General features: G+C 73.1%; 21 protein-coding genes and 1 pseudogene. 13 read left to right on the top strand and 9 right to left on the bottom strand.

The features are described 5' to 3' along the window. Positions 1-32 precede the first annotated feature (32 nt). Positions 33-479, bottom strand: a complete 447-nt coding sequence (locus ACFQ79_RS23765) for a hypothetical protein (RefSeq protein ID WP_383586634.1) — start codon at positions 477-479, stop codon at positions 33-35. 197 nt (positions 480-676) lie between these two features. Between ACFQ79_RS23765 and ACFQ79_RS23760 the strand changes: the two genes are divergently transcribed. From ACFQ79_RS23760 to ACFQ79_RS23730, 7 genes are all read left to right on the top strand, one after another. Then, complete coding sequence (locus ACFQ79_RS23760) at positions 677-769, top strand: putative leader peptide (protein WP_376310100.1); 93 nt, start codon at positions 677-679, stop codon at positions 767-769. 99 nt (positions 770-868) lie between these two features. Then, entirely contained in the window at positions 869-2272 is a 1404-nt protein-coding gene (locus ACFQ79_RS23755; RefSeq protein WP_383586632.1) for a sulfatase, read from the top strand. A gap of 174 nt (positions 2273-2446) precedes the next feature. After that, positions 2447-3241, top strand: coding sequence for an SDR family NAD(P)-dependent oxidoreductase (locus ACFQ79_RS23750; protein ID WP_383586630.1), 795 nt, complete (start codon positions 2447-2449; stop codon positions 3239-3241). 196 nt (positions 3242-3437) lie between these two features. Beyond that, entirely contained in the window at positions 3438-6245 is a 2808-nt protein-coding gene (gene lanL, locus ACFQ79_RS23745) for a class IV lanthionine synthetase LanL (protein WP_383586628.1), read from the top strand. 45 nt (positions 6246-6290) lie between these two features. Continuing rightward, on the top strand, positions 6291-6446 hold the full coding sequence (locus ACFQ79_RS23740) for a VenA family class IV lanthipeptide (protein WP_198955847.1): 156 nt from the start codon (positions 6291-6293) through the stop codon (positions 6444-6446). A 126-nt stretch (positions 6447-6572) separates the two neighbouring features. Beyond that, positions 6573-7724 carry an ATP-binding cassette domain-containing protein gene (locus ACFQ79_RS23735; RefSeq protein ID WP_383586626.1) on the top strand — a complete coding sequence of 384 codons (1152 nt, stop codon included), beginning with the start codon at positions 6573-6575 and terminating at the stop codon, positions 7722-7724. Then, the gene (locus ACFQ79_RS23730; protein ID WP_383586624.1) at positions 7721-8647 is read left to right on the top strand and encodes an ABC transporter permease; all 927 of its coding nucleotides are present in this window, start codon (positions 7721-7723) and stop codon (positions 8645-8647) included. Before ACFQ79_RS23735 ends, ACFQ79_RS23730 begins: the two co-directional genes overlap by 4 nt. Positions 8648-8704: 57 nt before the next feature. On the opposite strand, the gene ACFQ79_RS23725 is transcribed toward ACFQ79_RS23730, so the two are convergent. From ACFQ79_RS23725 to ACFQ79_RS23715, 3 genes are all read right to left on the bottom strand, one after another. After that, a complete protein-coding gene (locus tag ACFQ79_RS23725) occupies positions 8705-9559 on the bottom strand; it encodes a DMT family transporter (protein WP_383586622.1) in 855 nt (284 codons plus the stop codon). A 226-nt stretch (positions 9560-9785) separates the two neighbouring features. Then, on the bottom strand, positions 9786-11504 hold the full coding sequence (locus ACFQ79_RS23720) for an alpha/beta fold hydrolase (protein ID WP_383586620.1): 1719 nt from the start codon (positions 11502-11504) through the stop codon (positions 9786-9788). Between the two features lie 14 nt (positions 11505-11518). Then, positions 11519-13156 carry an alpha/beta hydrolase gene (locus ACFQ79_RS23715; RefSeq protein ID WP_383586618.1) on the bottom strand — a complete coding sequence of 546 codons (1638 nt, stop codon included), beginning with the start codon at positions 13154-13156 and terminating at the stop codon, positions 11519-11521. A gap of 734 nt (positions 13157-13890) precedes the next feature. Here ACFQ79_RS23715 and ACFQ79_RS23710 point away from each other — a divergent pair. Both ACFQ79_RS23710 and ACFQ79_RS23705 read left to right on the top strand, forming a co-directional pair. Next, entirely contained in the window at positions 13891-15582 is a 1692-nt protein-coding gene (locus ACFQ79_RS23710) for a serine/threonine-protein kinase (RefSeq protein ID WP_383586616.1), read from the top strand. Then, complete coding sequence (locus ACFQ79_RS23705; protein WP_383586614.1) at positions 15579-16184, top strand: hypothetical protein; 606 nt, start codon at positions 15579-15581, stop codon at positions 16182-16184. Before ACFQ79_RS23710 ends, ACFQ79_RS23705 begins: the two co-directional genes overlap by 4 nt. Before the next feature lie 170 nt (positions 16185-16354). Here the strand turns inward: ACFQ79_RS23705 and ACFQ79_RS23700 are convergent, their stop codons facing one another. Then, on the bottom strand, positions 16355-17077 hold the full coding sequence (locus ACFQ79_RS23700; RefSeq protein WP_383586612.1) for an alpha/beta hydrolase: 723 nt from the start codon (positions 17075-17077) through the stop codon (positions 16355-16357). 346 nt (positions 17078-17423) lie between these two features. Between ACFQ79_RS23700 and ACFQ79_RS23695 the strand changes: the two genes are divergently transcribed. The 3 genes from ACFQ79_RS23695 to ACFQ79_RS23685 all read left to right on the top strand — a co-directional run bounded on the left by ACFQ79_RS23695 (position 17424) and on the right by ACFQ79_RS23685 (position 18691). After that, the gene (locus ACFQ79_RS23695; protein ID WP_383586610.1) at positions 17424-17867 is read left to right on the top strand and encodes a DUF6325 family protein; all 444 of its coding nucleotides are present in this window, start codon (positions 17424-17426) and stop codon (positions 17865-17867) included. Between the two features lie 39 nt (positions 17868-17906). Next, positions 17907-18194 carry an SHOCT domain-containing protein gene (locus ACFQ79_RS23690; protein WP_383586608.1) on the top strand — a complete coding sequence of 96 codons (288 nt, stop codon included), beginning with the start codon at positions 17907-17909 and terminating at the stop codon, positions 18192-18194. 107 nt (positions 18195-18301) lie between these two features. Next, positions 18302-18691: a hypothetical protein gene (locus tag ACFQ79_RS23685; RefSeq protein ID WP_383586606.1), complete on the top strand. Its 390-nt coding sequence runs from the start codon at positions 18302-18304 to the stop codon at positions 18689-18691. A gap of 173 nt (positions 18692-18864) precedes the next feature. Here ACFQ79_RS23685 and ACFQ79_RS23680 read toward each other — a convergent pair. From ACFQ79_RS23680 to ACFQ79_RS23670, 3 genes and pseudogenes are all read right to left on the bottom strand, one after another. Further along, a pseudogene (locus ACFQ79_RS23680) lies at positions 18865-19164 on the bottom strand (MerR family transcriptional regulator); the annotation flags it as partial. A gap of 9 nt (positions 19165-19173) precedes the next feature. Then, on the bottom strand, positions 19174-19890 hold the full coding sequence (locus tag ACFQ79_RS23675; protein ID WP_383586604.1) for an esterase/lipase family protein: 717 nt from the start codon (positions 19888-19890) through the stop codon (positions 19174-19176). Positions 19891-20011: 121 nt separating this feature from the next. After that, positions 20012-20566, bottom strand: a complete 555-nt coding sequence (locus ACFQ79_RS23670) for a CGNR zinc finger domain-containing protein (protein WP_383586602.1) — start codon at positions 20564-20566, stop codon at positions 20012-20014. A gap of 116 nt (positions 20567-20682) precedes the next feature. On the opposite strand from ACFQ79_RS23670, the gene ACFQ79_RS23665 reads away from it, so the two are divergent. Then, complete coding sequence (locus ACFQ79_RS23665) at positions 20683-22065, top strand: MFS transporter (RefSeq protein WP_383586600.1); 1383 nt, start codon at positions 20683-20685, stop codon at positions 22063-22065. An 84-nt stretch (positions 22066-22149) separates the two neighbouring features. On the opposite strand, the gene ACFQ79_RS23660 is transcribed toward ACFQ79_RS23665, so the two are convergent. After that, positions 22150-22758, bottom strand: a complete 609-nt coding sequence (locus tag ACFQ79_RS23660; protein WP_383586598.1) for a TIGR03086 family metal-binding protein — start codon at positions 22756-22758, stop codon at positions 22150-22152. Between the last annotated feature and the right edge of the window lie 27 nt (positions 22759-22785).

Here is a 22785-nt window from a genome sequence, read left to right as displayed (position 1 = left end):
GAGCGGTACGACCGCTCGCGCCCGACGCGTGGTCAGAGGGCCCACCAGCAGTAGAGCCGACGGCCGGAGGCCCGAGCGCGTCGGGCCAGTCCGGCCAGGGCTTCCAGGACGTCGGCCGCGCCCTCGGCGCCGATCCCGATCTGCCGGAGTTCGTCGGTCCTCGACCACGGCTCGGCGAAGCGGACGAGGTCGTCCGGCGACGCAGTGGCGAGCGCGTCGATCAGCGTGTCCGTCAGACCGACCACGAACGGCGGGCCGTCCTCCGGATCGGACAGCACGTGGCCGGACATCGGCCGCTCACCGGCCTCCTCATAGCTGCAACCGGTCATGACGGCTTCGAGCCGGACGATCGCGACGACCGGGTCGATGTTCTTGAGGAAGACCACGTCGAGCCCCGCCTGCCCCGGCCCTCCAGGGGTCCGGAGGACGGTGACGGCGGTCCGATCGTCATCGGCGGAGAAGTAGTCGCACAGGGGCATGCCGACGATTCTGGCATCAGGGCTGACAGCCCCGCCCGAACCGCAAGGGCACCGGACGGCATCCGCCGCGGGCGCGTCGGCGGGCGCACCGCTCGCGGGTCCCGGGGTTCGCCGGTATTTCGATCATGCGAACTACGCGCGTCGACCTGCCCGTTCGCCGTTGACGGCCCCGCCCGACTCGACAAGACTCCTGCCCCATGCAGCCCTTGCGTGACCGCTCGGTCACCCGCGTCCAACGCCGACACGTGGACCTCGTCCGTGTCGCGAGCGCTGTCTGTCGCTGCCGCTGACCGGTCGCGCCTTCCCACTCGCCCCGCACCCACGCTTCCTCCGCTCACCCCGTCCACCGAGCCCCGGAGGCATGCCCGCACGCCCTCCTGGAGACCTGTATGTCCACGCCCCTGTCCCGCCGTGCCCTCGGCGGGGTCGCCGCCGGTGCCGCAGCCGCCGCCGCGCTCGGCGCCACCGCGCCCGCCGCACAGGCCGCCGCCGCGGCCGACCCGCGGGAACGGCCCTTCCGCGCCGCGCACCCGCGCCGCCACTCACGACGGCCCAACATCCTCTTCATCCTGGGCGACGACCTCGGCTGGGCCGACCTCTCCTCGTACGGCTCCCCGCACATCCGCACCCCCCACCTGGACCGTCTCGCCCGTGAGGGCGTCCGCTTCACCGACGCCTACTCCGGCTCGGCGACCTGCTCACCCACCCGCTTCAGCCTCTACACCGGCCGCTACCCGGGCCGTACGAAGGGCGGGCTCGCCGAGCCGATCGCCGACAGGTCCGTCGGCCTGGAGCCCACGCATCCGACGCTCGCCTCGCTGCTCCGGGACTCCGGCTACGCCACCGCCCTCATCGGCAAGTGGCACTGCGGCTACCTGCCCGACTACTCCCCCACCCGTTCCGGCTGGGACGAGTTCTTCGGCAACTTCGGCGGGGCCCTGGAGTACTACTCCAAGCTCGGTCTCGGCGGCGAGTACGACCTCTACGAGGGCGACGCCGAGTACAAGGACCTGCGCTACTACACCCGCATCCTCACCGAGCGGGCCGGCGAGTACGTCAGCCGCGACCACGACAAGCCCTGGCTGCTCAACCTGAACTTCACCACCCCGCACTGGCCTTGGATCGCCGACGGCGACAAGGAGGCGAGCGACGAGATCGTCCGCCGCATCAAGGCGGGCGACCGCTCCGCCCTCTGGCACCAGGACGGCGGCTCCGTCGACAAGTACAAGGAGATGGTCGAGGACCTCGACCGCTCGATCGGGCAGGTCCTCAAGGCGCTGAAGCGGTCCGGGCAGGAGCAGGACACGCTCGTCTTCTTCGCCAGCGACAACGGCGGCGAGCGCTTCTCCTACAACTGGCCGCTCGCCGGCAACAAGGGCTCGCTCCAGGAGGGCGGCATCCGCGTCCCCTCGATCCTGCGCTGGCCCGCCAGGATCGACGGCGGCCAGGTCAGCGACCAGCCGGTGTTCACGCCCGACTGGACGGCGACCCTGCTCGACCTGGCCGGAGCCCGCCCCCATCCCGCGTACCCCCTCGACGGCAGCAGCCTCGCCGGACACCTGCTCCGCGGCGCCGACGTGCCCGAGCGTGACCTCTTCTGGCGGGTGCGGGGCGAGCGGGCGCTGCGCCGCGGCGACTGGAAGTACTACCGGGGCAAGTCCGGCCCGGACCAGCTCTTCGATCTGTCCGAGGACTCCCGCGAGCAGGCGGACCGGGCGCCGTTCGAGCAGGCGCGTCTCGCCGAGCTGCGCGCGGCCTGGGAGCGGATCGACGCGGGGCTGCTCCGCTACTGAGCCCTGGCGGTCCGGCGGGAGCAGCGTCCCCCGTCACACCGCCGCACCGCGCCGAGTGGGCCGTACGAAGGGTGGTGCGGGGCTTTCCGATGCTCTGCGCCACCCGACGGGTAAGGGGGGTCGGGTAGTGGTGAGCGACGCACTCACCGCGTTCTGTAAGGAGCCCGTCCTCCCATGCTCATCGATCTGACACGACGTACCGCGCTGGTCACCGGCTCCACCCAGGGGATCGGCGCCGCCATCGCCACCGGCCTGGCTCGGGCCGGAGCCCGCGTCGGTGTCAACGGGCGGACCGAGGAACGCGTCGAGCGGGCCATCGCGAGCATGCGGGCCGAGGCCCCCGACGCGGATCTGGTTCCGGTGGTCGCCGACGTCGCCACCGAGGACGGCGCGCGGCTGGCCGCCGAGGTGCTGCCGCACGTGGACATCCTGGTCAACAACCTCGGCGTCTTCGGCGAGGCCGACCCGCTGAAGATCAGCGACGACGAATGGCGGCGCTACTTCGAGGTGAACGTGCTGGCCGCGGTGCGGCTCATCCGTCAGTACCTTCCCGGTATGAGCGAGCGCGGCTGGGGGCGGATCCAGAACATCGCGAGCGACTCGGCGGTGGCGATCCCGGCCGAGATGATCCACTACGGCATGTCCAAGACGGCCCTTCTGGCGGTCACGCGCGGCTTCGCCAAGCAGGCGGCCGGGACCGGCGTCACCGTCAATTCCGTCATCGCCGGCCCCACGCACACGGGCGGCGTGGAGCAGTTCGTGTACGAGCTGGTGGACCGCGCCCTGCCGTGGGACGAGGCCCAGCGCGTCTTCATGCGCGAGTACCGCCCGCAGTCCCTCCTGCAGCGGCTCATCGAGCCTGCGGAGATCGCCAACATGGTGGTGTACCTCGCCTCCGAGCACGCGTCCGCCACGACCGGCGGCGCGCTGCGGGTGGACGGCGGGTACGTCGACTCCATCCTGCCGTAGCGGGCGAAAGGTCACTCCGATGGGGAGGCGCACCCGCAGGGGCTCGTGAGCCTCCTGCTGCGCTGGGCGCACCCCTCGGCGGCGCCGTCGCGCTGAGCGCTCGCTGGATCAAGTGAATACCGGGGGTGGCGTGTTGGTTCGGTGATGCCGTCGGGCACCTTCCGGTCAGCGGAGCTCACCGTCGAGAAGGACACTGATGACGAGCCAGGTTACCGAAGTCGAACTGGAAGGCCTTCTGCGCAAGGCCCTGCACGCCACGGGTACGGGCGCACGTTGGGCGGCCGACGCGGACGAGATGTGGTGCCGTGTCACGCCCGGGTCCGGCACGCGGCGCGAGCAGGGGTGGAAGCTGCACGTGTCGGCGACGGCCGCCTCCGCGCCGGCCGTCCTCGAGAAGGCCCTGGAGGTGCTGCTGCGGGAGGAGTCGGCGTTCAAGTTCGCCCGGTCGCTGGATCAGGTGAGTGCGCTCAACTCCCGCGCCACGCCCCGGGGAAGCTCGGGCAAGTTCATCACCGTCTACCCGTGCTCCGACGCCGACGCGGCCCGGATCGCCCACGAGTTGCACGGGGCCACGGCGGGACTCGCCGGGCCGCGGATCCTGTCCGACCAGCCGTACGCCGTGCACTCGCTGGTGCACTACCGATACGGCTCGTTCGTCGGCCGGCGGCGGCTCTCCGACGACGGCCTGCTGGTGTGGTTCATCGAGGACCCCGACGGCAATCCCGTGGAGGACAAGCGCACCGGCCAGTACTCTCCGCCCTCGTGGGCGGTCAGCCCCTTCCCCGCCACGGTTCCCGTCGTGCCGCGCGCGGCGGGGGGAGCCGACGGCGCCGAGGGCGCGCAGGGGGCCGAAGCGGCGAGTGCTCCGGTGCTGCTCGGTGGTCGTTTCGCGGTACGGGAGGCCATCCGGCACACCAACAAGGGCGGTGTCTACCGCGGCAGCGACGTCCGTACGGGCGCCCTCGTGGTGATCAAGGAGGCCCGGCCGCACGTGGAGGCCGACGCCACCGGCTGCGACGTCCGCGACTGGCTGCGCGCCGAGGCCCGGACGCTGGAGAAGCTCAAGGGCACGGGGCTGGCTCCGGAACCGCTGGCGGTGTTCGAGCACGGCGGGCACCTGTTCCTGGCCCAGGAGGAAGTGCCGGGCGTGACCCTGCGCACCTGGGTCGCCGAGCACTTCCGCGACGTCGGAGCGGAACGCTACCGAGCCGACGCGCCGGCGCAGGTCGGGCGCCTGGTGGACCTGGTCGCGGCGGCGCATGCGCGAGGCTGCGTCCTGCGGGACTTCACACCCGGCAACGTCATGGTCCGCCCGGACGGTGAACTGCGCCTCATCGACCTCGAGCTCGCTGTCCTGGACGACGAGGCCGCCCTGCCGACCCGTGTGGGAACTCCCGGCTTCAGCGCCCCCGAACGACTGGCCGACGCACCCGTCAGCCCGACGGGCGACTACTACAGCCTGGGTGCCACCGCGTGCTTCGTGCTGGCGGGGAAGGTGCCGAACCTGCTGCCCGAGGAGCCTGCGACCAGGCCGACGGAGCAGCGGCTCGCCGCCTGGCTGAACGCCTGCGCGGGACCGCTCCGACTGCCGGACGGCCTCGCGGAGATGATCCTCGGGCTGATGAAGGACGACCCCGCCGAGCGGTGGGATCCCGCCCGGGCGCGCGAGGCCCTGCGGAAGCCGCGGCCTTCGCGGCCACGGAGCAGTTCCGCCCCGCGCACGCCGCGGAACGACCGCCCTGACGAGCGCCGTGGCGCGCGCCGTGACGACAGGCGGGCGGACAGTCCTGACGACAGGCGTGCGGACAGCCCGGGTGACGCCTCGCATGAGGCGGTGACCGGGGCCGTGGACCGTACCGTGACCGGGATCGTGGAGCACCTCGTCGATTCGATGACCCCCGCCGACGAGCGTCGCCTGTGGCCCGTGTCCACCCTGGCCGGCGAGTCCGACCCCTGCACCGTGCAGCAGGGCGCGGCCGGCGTCCTGGCCGTACTGACGCGGTACTGGGAACGCACCGGGGACGACCGCCTGCCCGAACTGATCTCCACCGCGGGTCACTGGATCGCGGCTCGCACCGATCTCCGTTCGCCACGCCCCGGTCTGCACTTCGGCGGACGCGGAACCGCGTGGGCGCTGTACGACGCCGGGCGCGCCGTGGACGACCGGAGGCTCATGGACCACGCGTCGGCGCTGGCACTGGCCCCGCAACAGGTGACGCCCCATCACGACATCACCCACGGCAGCGCGGGCAGCGGGCTGGCGGCGCTCCACCTGTGGCAGCGCACCGGTGATCCGCGCTTCGCCGAGGAGGTCGTCGACGCGGCCGACCGGCTGGTCGCCGCGGCGCGGCGTGATCCCTCCGGGGTGGGCTGGCCTGTTCCCGCGGACGCCGCCTCCTCGGAGGGCGGCAAACGCTACCTCGGCTTCGCCCACGGAAGCGCCGGCATCGGCTGCTTCCTCCTCGCCGCCGCGACCGTCTCGCAACGCCCGGAGCACCGGGACCTGGCGGTGGAGGTGGGCGAGCAGCTGCTGGGCGACGCCGTGCTGACCGGCGAAGCGGCCCAGTGGCCCGCCCAGGCCGGGGACCTGCCCACGGCACCGTACTGGTGCCATGGCGCGGCGGGCATCGGTACGTTCCTCGTCCGGCTGTGGCAGGCCACCGGGGACGACGGGTTCGGCGCCCTCGCCCGCCGCAGTACGCACGCCGTCACCGAGCGCGCTTCCCGCGCCGCCCTTGCCCAGTGCCACGGCCTGGCGGGCAACGGTGACTTCCTCCTCGACATGGCCGACGCGACGGGTGACCCCGTCTACCGCGTCATGGCCGAGGACCTGGCCCGCCTCGTCGTCCATGAGAGGGCCCACCGCCACGCCCAGGTGGTCTTCCCCAACGAGTACGGGGACGTCTCGACCAGCTGGAGCGACGGATCTGCCGGAATCCTCGCCTTCCTCCTGCGGATCCGTCACACCGAGCCCCGGCACTGGATGGTCCAGCAGCCGGTCTGAGCGGCAGGGAGTCTGTCGCCAGTTCACACAACGAAGGAGAGACCCATGGAGAACCAGGACATCGAACTGCTCGCCCACCTCCACGCCCTTCCGGAGACCGACCCCGTCGGTGTCGACGGAGCGCCGTTCGCCGCGACGTGTGAGTGCGTCGGCCTGCTGACCCTGCTCAACACGGTCTGTATCGGCATCAGCTGCGCGTAGGACAGGCACCCACCATCCGGCCGGCGGCCCACCCGGGAAGCCGCCGGCCGGATGTTCCCCCTTCCGCGCGCCCGAGTGGTCACGGGTGGCCACGGACGGCGAACCCGTAGACGAGGACGCGCCCGCATGGAGCCATCCGCCGGTGACGAGGACCGACCCGACCGCGAGCAACGACCCGCCGGTGTCGACGACCTCGCCCCCACAGCAGTCCTGACGACCGCCGCCGGCCCGCCCGTCGCACACGACGTTCCCGAGCCCGGGTACGCCATCAGCGTGCGCGGCCTGGTCAAGAGCTACCCGGGCCCGCAGGGCACCACCACCCACGCGGTTCGCGGCGTGGACCTGGACGTGGCCCAAGGCGAGTCCTTCGCGTTCCTGGGGCCCAACGGCGCGGGGAAGTCCACCACCATCGCGGTGCTGTGCGCCCTGGCCCGCCCCACCGCCGGTCACGCCACCGTCGCCGGCGCCGACGTGCTCGGCCGGCCCCACGAGGTACGTCGACGCGTCGGCATGCTCTTCCAGCACAGCGCTCTGGACGCGGACCTGACAGTCGGCCAGAACCTCCACATCCACGCACGGCTCTACGGGCTGTCCCGCCGCCGTGCCCGCTCGCGCGCCGCGGAGGTACTGGAGACGGCCGGGCTGACCGACCGGCGGCGCTCGCCGGTCCGCACCCTTTCGGGCGGCATGCGGCGCCGCCTGGAGATCGCGCGGGCGCTGCTGCACTCCCCCCGTGTGCTGTTCCTGGACGAGCCGACCACGGGGCTGGACCCGCACGCCCGCGCCCAGGTCTGGGAGCATCTGCGGGCGCTGCGCGACCGGCACGGCAGCACGCTCTTCGTCACCACCCACTACCTGGAGGAGGCGGAGAACTGTGATCGCATCGCCATCATCGACCAGGGCCGCGTGGTGGCGCAGGGCACGCCCCTCGCGTTGAAGGCCGCGATCGGAGACGACCTGGTCCAGCTGCGTACCAGCGACGACGCCGCGGCGCGACGGGTCGTGTGCGGCATCGTGCCGCCGGACCGTGCCGTCACCGCCGACGGCGGCGGAGTCTCCCTGCGGGTGCCGGACGGCAGCACCTGGATCCCGCGCCTGTGCGCGGCGCTGCAACGCCACGGCATCGCCGTACACGCCGCGTCGGCGGCCCCGCCGACCCTTGACGACGTCTTCTTCCACCACACCGGCCGCAGCCTCGACGCCGCCAAGCCCGGCCACGCACCGGCCGGGCCCCTCCTGCCGGGCGCGACCACGCCGGAGATCGGCGGCGGCCGATGACCGACCTCACGGTGAAGGCGCCAGAGACTCCTCCCACTCCGGACGGCCAAGGTGCCGCCGGGGCCTCGGACGCCTCCGGCGGCCCCGGCGACTCGGGAGCCCACGGCAGCGGGTGGCCTGCCCGCCTCCGGCACGAACTGCGCGCGATCCACGCCTTGGTCCACCGCGACCTGCTGCGCCTGGCGGGCCAGCGCACCCACACCGCGCTGATGCTGCTCCATCCGATGCTCTACCTCCTCATCCTGGGAGGCGGACTGGCCGCCCTCATCCCCCGCTCCTCCCTGGGGGTCGGCTATCAGACCTATCTCTTCCCCGGCATGCTGATGATGACGGTGCAGACACCGGCCATCATGGTCGGCATCCGTCTGATCACCGACCGGCAGAGCGGCTACCTGCGGGAACTCCTCATGGCTCCCGTCAGCCGGGCGACCCTCCTCCTGGGACACTGCTCCGGCGGCACCATGACCGCCGCGGCACAGGGCGCCGTACTGCTCGGCCTCGCCGGCGTGGTCGGCCTGCCCTACGACCCGCTCCTGCTCGTGCTGCTCCTCGCCGGGATGATTCTGGCCTCGTTCACCATCACCGCTCTGGCTCTGGCCCTGGCGGTCACCCTCCGCAGGGCGGAGACCTTCCACACGCTCCTCGGCATGATCATGATGCCGCTGCTGTTCCTCTCCGGCGGCTTCTTCCCCCTTCACACCCTGCCGGGCTGGGCCCACGCCCTCGCCGCCGCCAACCCGCTCGCCTACGCGGTGGACCTGCTCCGGCGCTGCATCACCCGTCTCGTGCCCGACCAGCAGGCCGTCACCGGCATCGAATGGGCCGGCCGGCAGCCGCCCCTGCCCGTCGAAGCCGGCCTCCTCCTCGCCACCGGCCTCCTCGCCCTGTTCTGGGCCGCGCGACGCTTCAACCGGCCGGAGTGAACGCCGCCGCACGGAGTGACACGGCCGTCCGGCCCGACGCACCGCCGGGGTACGTGGTCAGGACGTGCCGACGCCGCTGCGAGCCAGGGCGAACACCCCGAGGACGATCAGTGCGATCCCCGCGAGCTGGGGCAGCAGCCACCAGCCCGCCCGTACGTGCTCCTCGTACAGCAGGACGCCGAGGCTCAGACTGACGGTCGCGTCGCCGAGGGTCAGGGCGGGCTGCGAGGCGACGAGCGGACCGCCCTGCATGGCGTGTTCGAGCAGCAGGAGGGCGGCGATCCCCGCCGCGCAGAAGGCGTAGGTCTGCCAGGACGTCAGGAAGGCGCCGATGCCGCCGTCACCGAGGATGTGCATGGACGTCTTCATGAGGGCGGCGGTGAGCGCGTAACAGATCGCCGTCGCGGCGCCGAGGCAGCCGGCCCTCGCGCGCCCTGGAGGTCTGCGGAGTCCGACGGCGGCGAGGGCCACCACGGCGACGGCGCAGGCCACCAGGACCGGTACCCAGCGGTCCAGTGCGACATGGGTGCGGTTCCCGGTGGGCGAGGCGGCGCCGAGCGCCACTCCGAGGCCGAGCACGACCCCTGCCACGGCGGCCCAGAGCCGGGCGGGCAGTCGTTCGCGGGTCAGGAGGGTGGCGATCAGCAGGGCGAGGGGGAGTTCGAGGACGAACAGCGGCTGTACGAGGGCCAGGGGCCCGGTCGCGAGGGCCGCCGCCTGTCCGACGCCCGCGGCGATGACGGCGAGGATGCCGGCCAGCCACAGGGGCCTGTGCAGCAGGTCGAGGATCAGTCCCGGCCGGAAGGAGTCGGACTGCGGGACGGTGAGCGCCGCACGCCGCTGGAGCACCGTGGCCAGCGCGTTGCTGAACGCGGCGAACAGCGAGAAGAGAACCGGCAGGACGACGCCCATGGTCCGATCCTCACCGGGCCGGCGGCCGGCCGCGGGCCGACACCGGCGGGTGCCCGTACGGAGGACCCGGTCGGGCCAACGCCGAGCGGACGCGGGGACGAGGTGCCGTGCTCACCGCGCGCGGCCACGAGCCGCGGACGGTTCCGCGTCGACGCGCCCGGCCCCTGCTCCGGTACGAGCGGGGGCCGGGCGGCCGGGTGTGTCTCCGGTGCGGTGTCGAGCGTCCCTAGGGCGCGATCTCGAACCGCGGCGGCTGGAGGCCCGCCAGGCAACGGGTGTCCGGCGCGGCCGGGTCGGCGAAGAAGGAGGTGGTGATCGTCTGCGCGCACGGCGAGTCGGCGAAGACCACGTGGGCCACGTAGGGAACCGTGACGGCGTGGGAGCGGCTCAGCGTACGGGCCACGTAGGCGCCGTTGCTGGGTGCGGTCTGGGCGTCGAAGCCGCCGGAGAGGGCGAGGGTCGGGATGTCGCTGCGGGTGACGTCCCGGATCCAGGGCGGCGCCGGGGGGACGTCCCAGGCGCGGCAGTCGTCGTGGAGCCAGGCGAGTTGCGGGGCGTTGGCCAGCATCGACCGGGGGAACGACGGGAACGCGCGGCGCCCGCCCCGGATGATGTCGGCGCGGCTCTCGTACGGGGTCCACTGGCTGCAGAAGACGCCGTAGACCAGCCCGTGGGCGACCCTTCCGACGGCCTGGGGGCTGTACTTGCCGCCCGCGAGCTGCTCGGCGATCCGCTGCGGGTTGCCGTGGGCGAGTTCGTCGAGGGAACGGGGCACTCCGGCCGCCACGTGGGTGGCCGAGGTCAGCCAGGCGACGAGGTTGCTCCCGTCCAGGACGACCTTCACCGGCTCCGGGTGCACCGGGACCGTGACGGTGGTGGTGACCGGGTCGGCCTCCAGCTCACTGACGAGGCGGAGGAACGTGGCCTTCAGGTTCGGGTAGCGGGTGTTGCAGGCGGGCTGCTCCGCGCAGGCCTTGAACAGGCCGTCGAAGCCCTCGCGTGCGGCCTTCCAGGTGACGGCCCCGCCGCCCACGGACGGCGGCAGGACGCCGTCGATGCCGACCGACCGGATGCCCTTCGGGTGGAGGCGCATGTAGTTGAGCGCCAGGTGGGTGCCGTAGGAGATGCCGAAGACGTTCCACTTCTTGACACCCAGCGTCCTGCGCAGGGCGTCGTAGTCGGCCGAGCTCTCGATGTCGTTGTAGGTGCCGCGGTCGGCGCCCAGGCGGTCCACCCGGTCACGGCAGGCCCGGGTCGCCTCGACGTGCAGGCGGCCGGTGGACGGCGCGTTGGAGACGAGACCGAGGGCGCGGGCGTTGAACTCGTCGATGTTCGGACAGGTGAGCACGGGGTCGGCCGAGTAGGTGCCGCGCTGAGACATGAAGATCACGTCACGGTCGCGGTTCAGGTCGCCGGCGAGCGCCATCGGGATCTCGGAGACGGCGTCGTCGCCGGGTCCGCCGGCGAACCACACGATCGGGTCGGGCGCCGGGGTGCGGGACTCCGCGGGCATGATCGCGACGGCGAGGGTGATCCTGCGGCTCTTGTGGGCCCGGGGCTCCTTGGACTGGTCCGCCTTCTCGTGTCCCTTGGACGCGTCGGCTTCCTTGGGTCCCGCGGGCTTGTCGGGCCCCTTGGGTCCCTTGGGCTTGTCGGGCCCCTTGGGTTGTGAGCGGTTCTCGGGCACGGTGAGGGTGCCGCAGCGGGCCCGCGCGAGATCGGGGATCGGGTCCGCCGTCCTGGGGCAGGGGCCCGGTTCGAAGCGGGCGTCGCCCACCGTACGGGCGACCGTGCCGATCGGATGGCTCGGACCGCTCGGACCGTCGGTGCCGGACTCGGCGTGCGCGGGCGTCGCGGCAAGGCCGACGACGAGGGCCGTGGCTCCTGCCAGCGTCGCCGGGATCCGCCGGGCGGGGCGCCGACGGGGGGTCGTGCGAGGGGACATCGTGCGTCTCCAGGTCAGGGGATGATGGTGAACGGCTTGGGCACGACACCCGCCACGCAACGCGTGTCGGGCGCGGTCGGCCGGGCCAGGAAGGAGACCAGGACCGACGCGGCGCAGGGCTCCTGGGGCACCACCCAGTGGGTGATCCCGGGGACCACCACGGCGGTCGAGCGGGGCAGGGTGCGGCCGGCGAACGGCCCCCAGCTGGCGCCGGTCTTCGCGTCGAAGGTCCCGGTGATGATGAGCGCGGGCACCTTGCTGTGGGTGGCGACCCGCTGGACCGCGGTGCGGTCCGGTACGTTCCAGGCGCGGCACAGGTCGTGCTCGAAGGGCAGCTGCGGCGCGTGGGCGAGCACGGAGTCCGGGAAGCCGGGGAAGGCCCGCCGGCCCGCCTCCAACAGGTCGCGCTTCGAGTGTCCCGGCGCCCATTCGGCGCAGGCGACCGAGTGCGTCAGCCCGTGGGCGAACTCGCCGATGGCGGGCGTCGCGCCGGCGGCCTGGGCCCGCGCGAGTCGTTCCGGGTTGCCGGCGGCGAGTTCGTGGAGCGCGGCCGGGACGTCGGCGGACGGGACCAGTCGGCCGTTGGCGACCAGCAGGTTCACCAGCGTGCCACCGTCGAGGACGACCTTCACCGGGGTGCCGCCGCCCGGCGGCGGTACGGTCAGCGTCAGGGGGTTCGCCTCCAGCCGCCGGACCTGCTCAGTGAGCGTGCGGGAGAGGTTCGGGTAGCGGGACGCGCAGGCGGGCTGGGCCTCACATGCCGCGAAGATCGCGTTGATCCCCTCCTGGGCGCTGTCCCAGGCCCACGGCAGGCTCACGGTCTGCGGCGGCACGACCGAGTCGATCGCCAGCGTGCGGATGCCTTGGGGGTGCCGGCGCAGGTAGGTGAGGCCCAGGTCGGTGCCGTACGAGTAGCCGTAGACGTTCCACTTCTTGATGCCGAGGGCCTTGCGGAGGTCGGCGAAGTCCGCGGCGTTCTCGGTGGTGTTGTAGGCCGCGAGGTCGTTGCCCTCGGACGTCAGGCGGTCCCGGCACTGCTTCGCCGCGCGGACCAGCCCTCGGCCGGTCGACGGCGCGTCGTAGGGCAGACCGACGGCGGCCGCGTTGAACCGGTCCAGCTCCGGGCAGGCGAGGTTCGGCTGCGAGTGGAGGGCGCCGCGCTGGCTCATGACGATCAGGTCGCGGTCCCTGTTCACCTGGGAGGCGATCAGGAAGGGGATGGCCCCGATCGCGTCGCCGCCGGGACCGCCCTCCATGAACACCACGGGGTCCGCGGCGGGCGTCGCCGAGGCGGCCGGGATGATCGCGACGGTCGTCCGGATGGTCCGGGAGTTCCTGCGGGTGCGGTTCTCCGGCACCTCCAGGAGTCCGCACCGCCCGGGGATGGGCTCCGGCGTCTCGGGGCACGGGCCGGGCACGAACCGTGCCGGGTGTCCTGGTCGGGGCCCCTCGGCAGGGGGTGACAGGGCGCTGCCGGGGGTGGGGCTGAGGGCGCCGAGCACGGCCAGGCCGGCCGCGACGAGCGCCGTCCTGGTGCGTGCGCGGCGGGGAGTCCCCGACGGGGTGTCGGGTCGCGCCGCCCGGCGCCGTACGGCCTTGACGGTCCCGCGAACGGAGCGCGGGTCGTCCGGACCGATGTCGTGTTCCGCCATGTGATCCCATTTCTCGGACGTCCCCCGCCGCTCGGGGCCGGGGCGCGTGGGCGTGGCCGCCCGCCGCGCTGTCCGGCGAGGTCGGCGGCGCCAGCTTGCGTCGACCGCGGGAGGCGCACCACTCAAGGACTCCACTCGGAGCAGGCGTTCGCCTTACGAAGAGGGACGCGTCACGCGGAGGGGCGCCGGACCCCCGTCAGGGGGGGGCGGCGCGCCTCTGGGACGGGCGACGCCCCGGTCGCCGCGGTCCGAAGCCGCTGCGGTCGGTGGACTCCGACGGGTACGGGCGGCGGGGGCGGCGGGGGCGGCGGGGGCGGCGGGGGCGGCGGGGGCGGCGGGGGCGGCGGGGGCGGCGGGGGCGGCGGGGGCGGCGGGCAGGGGCGTACACCAGCCGCACGGCCGCCGCCGTCAGCGGGGCGACCGGGACTGCGGGCACGTACGAGTGGCACGTACGAGTGGCACGTACGAGTGGCGCGTACGAATGGCACTTACGGGTGGCGCGTACGGGTGCTCCTGACGGGGCGGCGGGCCCGGCCAGTACGTCGCTCCCTGCGCGTCAGTCGATCACCGTCAGCCCGGTCGGCGCCCTCCCCCGGGCCTCCGGCTTCCCAAGGGCCCCTCCCGTGGGCCGTGTTCAGGAGCGGGCCCGGTTGCCCCCTTCCCCGGGGAACCGGCCGTGGCGAGAATCTGTCCCTGTCAGGGGGAAAGTCGGCCACGGCGTCAGGGGGACGGGCATGGGCGCATGGGTGGTGCCGGGGTACACCGAGGCCCGGGAGCTGGGTGCCGGCGGCAGCGGGCGCGTGGTGCTTGCCATGCACGACGCCACCGGCCTGCCGGTCGCCGTGAAGTACCTGAGTGAGCGGTTCCGTTCGGACGAGGCCTTCGTGCGGGGGTTCCGGTCCGAGGCACGGCTGCTCGGAGCCCTGGACAGTCCGCATGTCGTCGGGCTGTACGAGTACGTCGAGGCGCCCCGAGGCGCCGCCATCGTGATGGAGCTCGTCGACGGCGTCGCCCTGCGCGCCCTCATCGCGCGGGAGGGGTCGACGGGACCCGAGGCCGCTCTCGTCGTTCTGAAGGGCTCGCTCCTGGGCCTCGCCGCCGCCCACCGGGCCGGTGTCGTGCACCGCGACTACAAGCCCGAGAACGTTCTGGTCGCCGCCGACGGCTCGTCCAAGCTCGTCGACTTCGGGATCGCGGCCGGCCGGGGCGCAACACCGGGCGTCGCCGGCACGCCCGCCTACATGGCGCCCGAGCAGTGGAACGGCGCTCCCGCCTCCCCGGCTGCCGACGTCTACGCGGCGACGGCGACCTTCTTCGAGTGTCTGACCGGCCGCAAGCCGTTCTCCGGCGACAACTTCGCGGAACTCGCTCTGCAGCACATCGACTCGCCCGTCCCCGACGGGCAGGCGCCAGAGCCGCTGCGCCCGTTGATCCGGAGAGGTCTGGCCAAGTCCCCGCACGAGCGGCCGGAGAACGCCGCCGCGTTCGTGACCGAGCTGGAGGCGGTCGCCACGGCCGCCTACGGCCCGGGCTGGGAGGAGCGCGGCCGGGGGCGGCTTGCGACGTTGGCCGCCCTTCTGCCTCTGCTGTTCCCCTCCTCCGGCGGCGGCGCGTCGGAGGGCACGACCGCGCTCGCCACCACCACGCTTCCGGCGCCGCCGAGCTCCCTGTGGCGTCTCCCTCGCGGGGTGCCGGCGGGTGCGGCCGCGCTCGTCCTCGCGCTGCTGCTCGCCCTCGCCGCGCGAGCAGGCGTCGAGGCGACGAACGGCGACAAGGCCGCCGAGGCCTTCGCGACGACGAGCACCGGGCCGGACACGTCCCCGCCGGGGCCCGACGCGGCACCGCCGTCGCCATCGCCGTCGTCCCCGGGCCCCGAACTCTCTCCGTCCGCCACGACGACGACTCCCTCCCCCTCCGGGAGCACCGGGCCGAGCGTCTCCGACGCGCCTCCCACCGACGACACGGCGACGACGCCGACCGTGACCTCTCCCCCGACGCCCACGTCCGGCTCCACATCACCCACCGCGCCGACGCCCACGTCCCCGCCCCCCTCGACCACTCCGACCGTCACGCCCACGACCACGACTTCCGCTCCCGCGCCCGTCGCCGTGACCGCGGTCTCCGTCACGAGCCTGCGCCAGACGGGGTCGACCACGGCCTCGGGCAGCGTCGAGGTCACGACGGACGGAACGGGGCCGGTGACGATCCACATCGAGTGGTTCACCGGGGACGAGAAGGGGACACCGGGCGCGCCCGACGGCTCCGAGACCTACCAGCGCGAGGGAGCCACCCGGTACACCCTCGCGCTCGCCCACGACGTCCGGGGTGCCGGGTGCTACTGGGGCCTGCGCGCGACCACGTACCCCGCCGCCTCGAACGGCGGTTCCCTGCAGCAGATCTTCATCCGGCGGTGCACGATCTCATGAACGACGACGACTACAGCGCCACCGAGCTCGGCAGCCACTGGTTCGAGCGTCCGACGCCCGAGGCGGCACCCGACCGGGTGGAGGGCGACGTGCTGCGGTTCGGTCCGGGCGTGACCGCCGCGGCCCTGCGGCGGGCCGAGAACAGTCCCACGGTCGTCGAGATCTGGCACGGCACGCTCCCCGGCGTCCCCGCTCCGCGACCCGCCCGCTCGCGATGGCCCTGGCGCTACGCGTTCGCCGCCGTCGTCCTGGTCGCCGTCCTGCTCTTCCTCGCCTGGCGGCAGTACGGACCCGGCGTCGCCGTGCGGGGCGTCACCGTCAGCGCCCCGGGGCCCCGGCTCGCCTGCGACGGCACGGCGGACGTGGTGGGCCTGGTCCGCACGGACGGGCGGCCCGGCACCCTGACGTACCGCTGGGAACGCAGCGACGGAACCCGGTCCGGGGCCCTGCGCGAGAAGCTGGCCCGCGGGCAGAAGGAGGCGCGGCTCCACCTCCTGTGGACCTTCCACGGGCCCGGAACCCACCAGGCCGTGGCGCGGCTCGTGATCACCTCCCCCACCGCCCACTCGTCGGACGCGACGTTCACGTACGACTGCGACTGACCGGGCCGACGGGCGTCGCCTGTCCCGTGCGGGGCAGGACGGGGAGGCTCAGGGGGTGCTCAGGGGGTACGCAGGGCGGCCGCCGCCGTCGAGGAGGGCCTGGACCGGTCCTGACGGCGGCGGCCTGGCCGGCGCCGGCTACGGTCTGCCGCGCGCCGGACGGCCCGGCGTCACTTCAGGTGCCGGTCCAGGAACCGGCACCCGTCCTCCAGCTCGAACCTCGGGGTGCCGGTGTGTCCCCCGAGATTGGCGTGCAAGGTCTTCTCCTTGCTGCCGAAGGCGTCGAAGAGGTCCAGGGCCCGTTGCCGGGGGTTTCCCTCGTCGTCCCACTGCAACAGGAACAGCAGGGGAACGGTGACCTGCCGGGCCTCCTCGCGCTGGGCACGGGGCACGAATCCCCCGGCGAAGAACCCCGCGGCGGCGATGCGCGGCTCTGCCACCGCCAGCCGGATCCCGAGCGCGGTCCAGCCCCCGGAGTACCCGACCCGGCCGCCGATCCCCGGCAGCTCGAGGACGGCGTCCAGGGTGGTCCGCCATTCCGGGACCGCGTTCTCGACCAGCGGGCCGATGAGGGACTCGAAGATCTCGTCGACCGGCTCGCCGGCCCGCATCGCCCGCCGGAGCTCGGCGCGGACCTGCTCGTCGGCGGCGGAGCGGGGACGGTCGCCGCATCCGGCGGCGTCGATGGTGGCCACCGCGTAGCCGCGCGACGCGGTGTACCGGGCCCGGGCCACCAGCCGGGGGTCCGCCTTGGGCAGGCCGTTGTTGTGGGACATCAGGACCAGCGGGGCCCGTGCGGATACGGGCGTCCACAGGGTGCCGGGAGTCTCGCCGAGGGTGAATTCGCGCTCGAGGACGCCGTCGTCGAGACGCCGTTCGGAAGTGAAGTGCACGGTCGTGCCTTTCGGGAGGGCTCGTGAAAGGCGCTCCCGGACGACCTATCGCCCGACCGTGACCCCGGAGGGGAGCACCCATGTCGATTCTGCGTTCACGGGTACCACCTCCTCTTTCTCTCGCACGGCCTCCGCGAGGCTAGCAACGGTCGCCCGCGGCCCGCCAACCGTTTTCACGTGACGTCGGACCTCGGACGTCGGACCTCGAACGGCGGTCGCGGTCGCGGTCGGGCTCTCGCTCGGGGGTCGGGGGTCGGGGTGCGCCTCATCCGTACCGACATGCGCGGGGACCCGCCCGGTGATGGAATGGATCCACCGAGAGAGCCACGACACCAGGGGTTGCGCCGTGAACGACGAAGCGGAAGAACTGGGACCGATCGACTACCTGATCGTGGAGTTCCCCGGCAGTCGAATGACCGGCGAGGGCCTCCCCCTCCTGGTCGATCTCGTGGACCGCGGACTCATTCGCATCCTCGACCTGACGTTCGTCAGGAAGGAGGAGGACGGATCCGTGAGCGGCCTGGAGATCGCCGACCTCACCGGTGACGGCGAGCTCGACCTGGCCGTCTTCGAGGGCGTGTCCTCCGGACTCCTCGGTCAGGACGACCTCGAAGAGGCCGCGAGCGCCCTGGAGCCGGGCAGTTCCGCCGGCGTCCTCGTCTACGAGAACCGCTGGGCCGCGCCCTTCGCGGCGGCCCTCTCCCGCGGCGGTGCCCAGGTGGTCGCCTCCGGGCGGATCCCGGTTCCCGCCCTCCTGGCCGCGCTCGACAGCACGGACGACGCCGGCTGAGCGTCGCCCGACGTCAGTCGAGGAAAGAAGGGAACCTCCATGCCAGGCCTCCTCCGCGGTGTCGCGCGTACGGCCGTCGTCGCCGGAACCGCAACCGCCGTATCGAACCGGGTGAGCCGCCGCCAGCAGGGGCGATGGGCGGCACAGCAGGAACCGCAGTACGCGGCTCCGCCACCGCCCCCGCCCCCTGCGGCCGCGCCCGCTCCGGCGGCCTCCGACATGTCGAGCAAGATCGATCAGCTGAAGCAGCTCGGCGAGCTCAGGGACCAGGGCGTACTCACCGACGCCGAGTTCGAGGAGCAGAAGCGCAGGCTCCTCCAGGCCTGAGGCTTTGCCCCCCCACACACAAAGCCACGAGCTGGAAGCCCGGTCGGGGGTACTGTTCGTCGATGAAGTCGGTCGACCCGAACACGTGCCCCCTGCACGGTGCTGGGGTGAGCGCGCAGAGCCTGGTCGGGCGTCGGCTCGTCCACGTCGTGGGGTCGTGGCACGTGTACGGCGGTGCCGCCCCCGAGGGCCCGCTGGATGTGTGGCTGGTCGACGACCAGGGGGCCGCCGTCCTCATCACCACCGGATCGGACTGGTGCCTGATCGTCGAGATGTCGGAGCCGCACGCCGGCTACGACATGGGCGAGTCGGGACTCGTGACGGTGGGAGCGATCGGCAAGGAGACCCCGTTCGCGGAGCACGTGGGGGAAACCGTCCTGGCGGTGCGGGAAGACCACGAGCCGCACACCGGACGCGTCGCCCTGGAGCTTTCGTTTCCCACCGGCCGGGTCCGTTGTGACAGCTGGGCCGGGGACCTCCGCCTGACCGCGTTGTGATGCCGCACCACAGGTGAACGAGAGCGGGGCGCCGCGCATGACCGGCGCATCGCTCCAGGGCAGCTGTGCCGCCGATGCGGCTGCTCGGACGCGGTTCATGTCATGAGCAGGCGGAGGCCGAGATCCGCCGAGTCGAGGCCCGTCAGGTCACCGTTCCGCGCCGCCCACCTGCCGGAGAACGGCAGGCTCTCCGCTGCGGCGGCCACACATCGCGCCGAGCCGGCAGGCCGCTGCCCGCGCATGACCGCCGACGGCTCGACCGCGGTCACCTCGCGGTCGGCGGGCTCGTAGGAGCCGGTGCCTGCCCCGACGTTCAGTACCGTCCGCGCGTCCCCGAGTGCGCCCCAGATCTGCGCGGCGATCCGCGGATCCGTACGTCGCGTGGCGGTGTAGGCGCCGCCGATCGCGTCGTACAGCCGTGCACCCAGCACCCCCAGCTGTTCCTCCGGCGTCACCGTGAGGGCGAGAAGCCGCCCGGCTCCTCAGGATCGGAGTAACGCCCGGACGCCCTGGGAGACGGTGTCGTCGCCGAGGAGGTCGTTGTGGGCCAGACAGCCCGCCGCGTTGTTGGTCGCGCCGGTCAGGGGAACGCTGTTGTCGGGGTTGATGACCTCGTCGCAGTGGGACCACCAGGTGGCGTAGCGGACACTCCCGGGCGTCTCGTCGCCCGACGCGAGGCCCTTCTGGACGTACGAGCCGGGAGTCATGTCGCGGCATGCCTGGTCCCACAGGGCGCAGGCCCATGCGGTGCTCGTGCCGTGGTTCGGACCGGCGAGGGAGACCCAGTGGGCGACCGAGGCCTGGCCGGCGGGGTCGTACTTCGTGTACCAGCGGGTGACGAGGCTGCCGAAGGAGTGCGCGACGAGGTCGACCCGGCCGGCACCGGTCTGGCGTTTCACGCCCTCGATGTACGCGGCGAGTTCGCCGGACAGCACCTCGTTCACGGACCGGTGCGTGTCGTAGCCGAAGGAGTACAGCTCGCCGTCCGTGTATCCGTCGGCCTTCAGGTCCGCACGCAGGCCGCCCCACACACCGGGGTCGGCGTTGTAGCCGTGGACGAACACGACCGGCGTGTGGGCGGCGGCGCTCCGTACGGGCGCCTGGGCTCGGACCGTGGCGGTGGGGACGAGCAACGCCATGACGGTGGCGAGCATCGGAACGGCGATCCTGGCGGCGATCCGGGAACCGGGCTTCAACACACTTCCCCCTACGACGTGTTACGCACGAGTAGTCAGCAGCATCGTGGGGCCTCGGGGCCTGGAAGAACAGCCCTCGTACACCAGGAATCGCGCGCGCAACACGCCACACCACCGCGTCCCTTCAGTCGCGCTGCCGGGCCACGTATCGGCGTGACTTGGTGCGGTTGCCGCACACGCGCATCGAGCACCAGCGGCGGCTGTGGTTCTTCGAGGCGTCCCAGAAGACCCATCCGCAGGTGTGCTCCGCGCAGCGCTTGAGCCGGTGGATCCGGCCGGTGAGCACGACCTCCGCCCAGGCGACCGCCAGCAGGGCCAGGGCGGTACGCGCGGGGGGACCGCCTGGGGCCGGGGTCAGGGGTGTGCCCGGAGTCCCGAGGGAGACCAGGACCGGGACCTCGGCCAGTACCGCGTCGGCCGGGGCCAGGCGGTCCGGTGCCACCGGGTCGTCGGTGTCCAGGGCCTCTCTGATGCCGGCACGCAGCGCCAGGAAGGCCCCGTGCTCCTCGGCGGTCAGCCGGAGGGCGGGTTCCGCCAGGTTACGGCCCGTCAGCCAGTCCGCCAGTCGGGCGGGCGTGGCGACGTCGTCGTCGCCGCTCTCCAGGTCGACGGTGTTGGTGAAGGCCTCGATGAGCTCGGCGGCCGGGGACGGGTCGAGCACGAACGCGCCGCCTTCCATGGGGAGTTGTCTTGTCCGTCCGCCGTCGATCTCTCGATGACGAATGGCCGGTTCGGTACTGCGTTCCCACGATACCCCTGCCATACTGACCATCAAAGAGGCTTAGGGGGTTAGTCATGGACGGCGTGGTGACCGATCAGCAGTCGGCCAAGGCGACGGCGGGGAAAGGAGGTGGTGGGCTGCCGGCCAAGGCGACGAGCACGGCGGCTCCGCACGATCACAGCAACCGCAACACCGCGGTCCTCGTGGGGTTCACGGCGCTCACGAACCTCGCCGACGGCGTGACCAAGGTCGTCCTGCCCCTGATGGCGACGCGACTGACCGACTCCCCGGCCCAGGTGGCCGGAGTGGCGCTGACCCTCACGCTGCCGTGGCTGCTCGTCGCCCTCCACGTCGGCGTCCTCGTGGACCGTTTCGACCGGCGGCTGCTGCTCTGGATCGCCGACGCGGCGCGCATGCTCGTGGTCACGGCACTGCTCGCGCTCGCGCTGCGCGAGGCGGTGACCGTCCCCGCGCTGTACGTCGCCGGACTGGTGCTCGGCGTCGCCGAGGTGGTCGCGCTGACCTCCGCCGCCACGCTCGTACCCTCCCTGGTGGCCCCGGCGGGGCGAGAGCGGGCCAACGCGTGGGTGGCAGGCGCCGAAACCGCCTGCAACGAGTTCTGCGGGCCGTTCGTCGGCGGCCTGCTGGTTGCCGCGGGCGCCGGTGTGGCGCTGGGCTGGACCGGAGTCGGCTACCTCGTCGGCACGCTGATCCTGCTTCTCCTCGTGGGCCGGTTCAAGCCGGCGTCGGGCACCCGCCCGGCGGGCTCCGTCAACCAGCGCATCGCCGAGGGCGTCCGCTTCCTCTGGCAGCAGCGCCTGCTGCGGCTGATGGCCCTCGCCCTGACCGTGCTCTCCGCCTGCTGGGGAGCCTGGCTCGCGCTGATGCCGCTGGTCGCCACCTCGCTGATGGACCTCGGCACACGGGAGTACGGCCTGCTGCTCAGCGCCCTCGGCGCAGGCGGCCTGGTCGGCGCGCTCACCGTCACGAGCGTCAACCGTCTGCTCGGCCGGCGCTGGTCCATGTTCGCCGACCTCATCGGCACCGCCGCCATGGTCGCCGCCCCGGTGTTCTCCACGAGCCTCTGGGTCGTGGCCGGCGGCGCCTTCGTCGGTGGCGTGGGCGGGATCCTGTGGACGGTCAACTCACGGACCATCAGTCAGCGTCTCGTCCCCGACGCCATGTTCGGCCGGTACAACGCCGCGGCCCGGCTCTTCAGCTGGGGCGCGATGCCGCTCGGCGCCGGTCTGGTCGGCTTACTGGCCGAGTGGTTCGGGATCCGCGCCGCCTTCGCCGTGTTCGCCGTCGCCACGCTCGTGGTCATCGTGCCGTTCCTCCGGACCGTGACGCCTCTGGCACTCGCGGACGCAGTGGGGCCGGGCACTGGATCCTCACCCGCTCCTGCTCCTGCTCCTGCTCCTGCTCCTGCTCCTGCCCACGCTCCTGCTCACGACTGACGCGTCCGTGGGGCGGCGAGGACGGCGGGGACGACGCGATCGCCGCCGCATCCCGCCGTCCCTCTCCCCCGCCGGCCGACTCCCTCACCGGGCACGGGCCGCCGGTGGCGTCCAGCCCGGGTCCCGGCCGCTCAGACCGACCGCCCGGTCCAGGAGCGGTGCGTCGCCCGGGACGGCCACCACGGGTCCGAAGATGCCTCCGCCGCGGGTCTCGTCCTCCGCGGCCGCCAGCAGGAACGCGTGCGAGGCCCTCAGCGCGGTGTCGTCCGGGGTGTACTCCTGGCCGGTGGCCCGGGCCAGGTCCCAGCCGTGGATCACCAGCTCGTCGACGGCGACCGCCGCCGCGATCTCACCGGGCAGGTCCACGCCGCCCGCACGGGTCATGCCCGTCCAGGCGGACGGTTCCCTCCAGGCCTCGGCCAGTTCACCCAGCACCTGCGGCAGCACTTCGCGCCAGTCGGCGGGGAGGGAGGGCAGAGCGGTGTCCGGGGCCGTGCTCGTCGTGGGTCCCAGGTCCTTGCGGGCCGCGTCGCGGAAGGCCACGGCAAGTCCGGTGAGGTGGCCCAGGAGGGTCCCGACCGCGTAGTCGGGGCAGGGCGTCGGGTCGGCGAGCCGCTCGTCGGGGACCGCCGCCGCGAGACGGGCCACGACGCGGGTCTGCGGCCCGAGGTCGAATGTCGTCGATTCGGTCATCTGCCGCTCCTTGGACGCTTGGGTGGT

This window comes from Streptomyces sp. NPDC056480 (genome assembly GCF_042795405.1).
Classification (GTDB): domain Bacteria; phylum Actinomycetota; class Actinomycetes; order Streptomycetales; family Streptomycetaceae; genus Streptomyces.
This window is presented reverse-complemented; position numbering and strand designations above follow the sequence as displayed.

Bases quoted from the DNA above. Each gene is read 5' to 3' on its own strand.
- ACFQ79_RS23765 (WP_383586634.1), bottom strand. From the start codon at position 479: ATGCCCCTGTGCGACTACTTCTCCGCCGATGACGATCGGACCGCCGTC.
- ACFQ79_RS23760 (WP_376310100.1), top strand. From the start codon at position 677: ATGCAGCCCTTGCGTGACCGCTCGGTCACCCGCGTCCAACGCCGACAC.
- ACFQ79_RS23755 (WP_383586632.1), top strand. From the start codon at position 869: ATGTCCACGCCCCTGTCCCGCCGTGCCCTCGGCGGGGTCGCCGCCGGT.
- ACFQ79_RS23750 (WP_383586630.1), top strand. From the start codon at position 2,447: ATGCTCATCGATCTGACACGACGTACCGCGCTGGTCACCGGCTCCACC.
- lanL (WP_383586628.1), top strand. From the start codon at position 3,438: ATGACGAGCCAGGTTACCGAAGTCGAACTGGAAGGCCTTCTGCGCAAG.
- ACFQ79_RS23740 (WP_198955847.1), top strand. From the start codon at position 6,291: ATGGAGAACCAGGACATCGAACTGCTCGCCCACCTCCACGCCCTTCCG.
- ACFQ79_RS23735 (WP_383586626.1), top strand. From the start codon at position 6,573: ATGGAGCCATCCGCCGGTGACGAGGACCGACCCGACCGCGAGCAACGA.
- ACFQ79_RS23730 (WP_383586624.1), top strand. From the start codon at position 7,721: ATGACCGACCTCACGGTGAAGGCGCCAGAGACTCCTCCCACTCCGGAC.
- ACFQ79_RS23725 (WP_383586622.1), bottom strand. From the start codon at position 9,559: ATGGGCGTCGTCCTGCCGGTTCTCTTCTCGCTGTTCGCCGCGTTCAGC.
- ACFQ79_RS23720 (WP_383586620.1), bottom strand. From the start codon at position 11,504: ATGTCCCCTCGCACGACCCCCCGTCGGCGCCCCGCCCGGCGGATCCCG.
- ACFQ79_RS23715 (WP_383586618.1), bottom strand. From the start codon at position 13,156: ATGGCGGAACACGACATCGGTCCGGACGACCCGCGCTCCGTTCGCGGG.
- ACFQ79_RS23710 (WP_383586616.1), top strand. From the start codon at position 13,891: ATGGGCGCATGGGTGGTGCCGGGGTACACCGAGGCCCGGGAGCTGGGT.
- ACFQ79_RS23705 (WP_383586614.1), top strand. From the start codon at position 15,579: ATGAACGACGACGACTACAGCGCCACCGAGCTCGGCAGCCACTGGTTC.
- ACFQ79_RS23690 (WP_383586608.1), top strand. From the start codon at position 17,907: ATGCCAGGCCTCCTCCGCGGTGTCGCGCGTACGGCCGTCGTCGCCGGA.
- ACFQ79_RS23670 (WP_383586602.1), bottom strand. From the start codon at position 20,566: ATGGAAGGCGGCGCGTTCGTGCTCGACCCGTCCCCGGCCGCCGAGCTC.
- ACFQ79_RS23665 (WP_383586600.1), top strand. From the start codon at position 20,683: ATGGACGGCGTGGTGACCGATCAGCAGTCGGCCAAGGCGACGGCGGGG.
- ACFQ79_RS23660 (WP_383586598.1), bottom strand. From the start codon at position 22,758: ATGACCGAATCGACGACATTCGACCTCGGGCCGCAGACCCGCGTCGTG.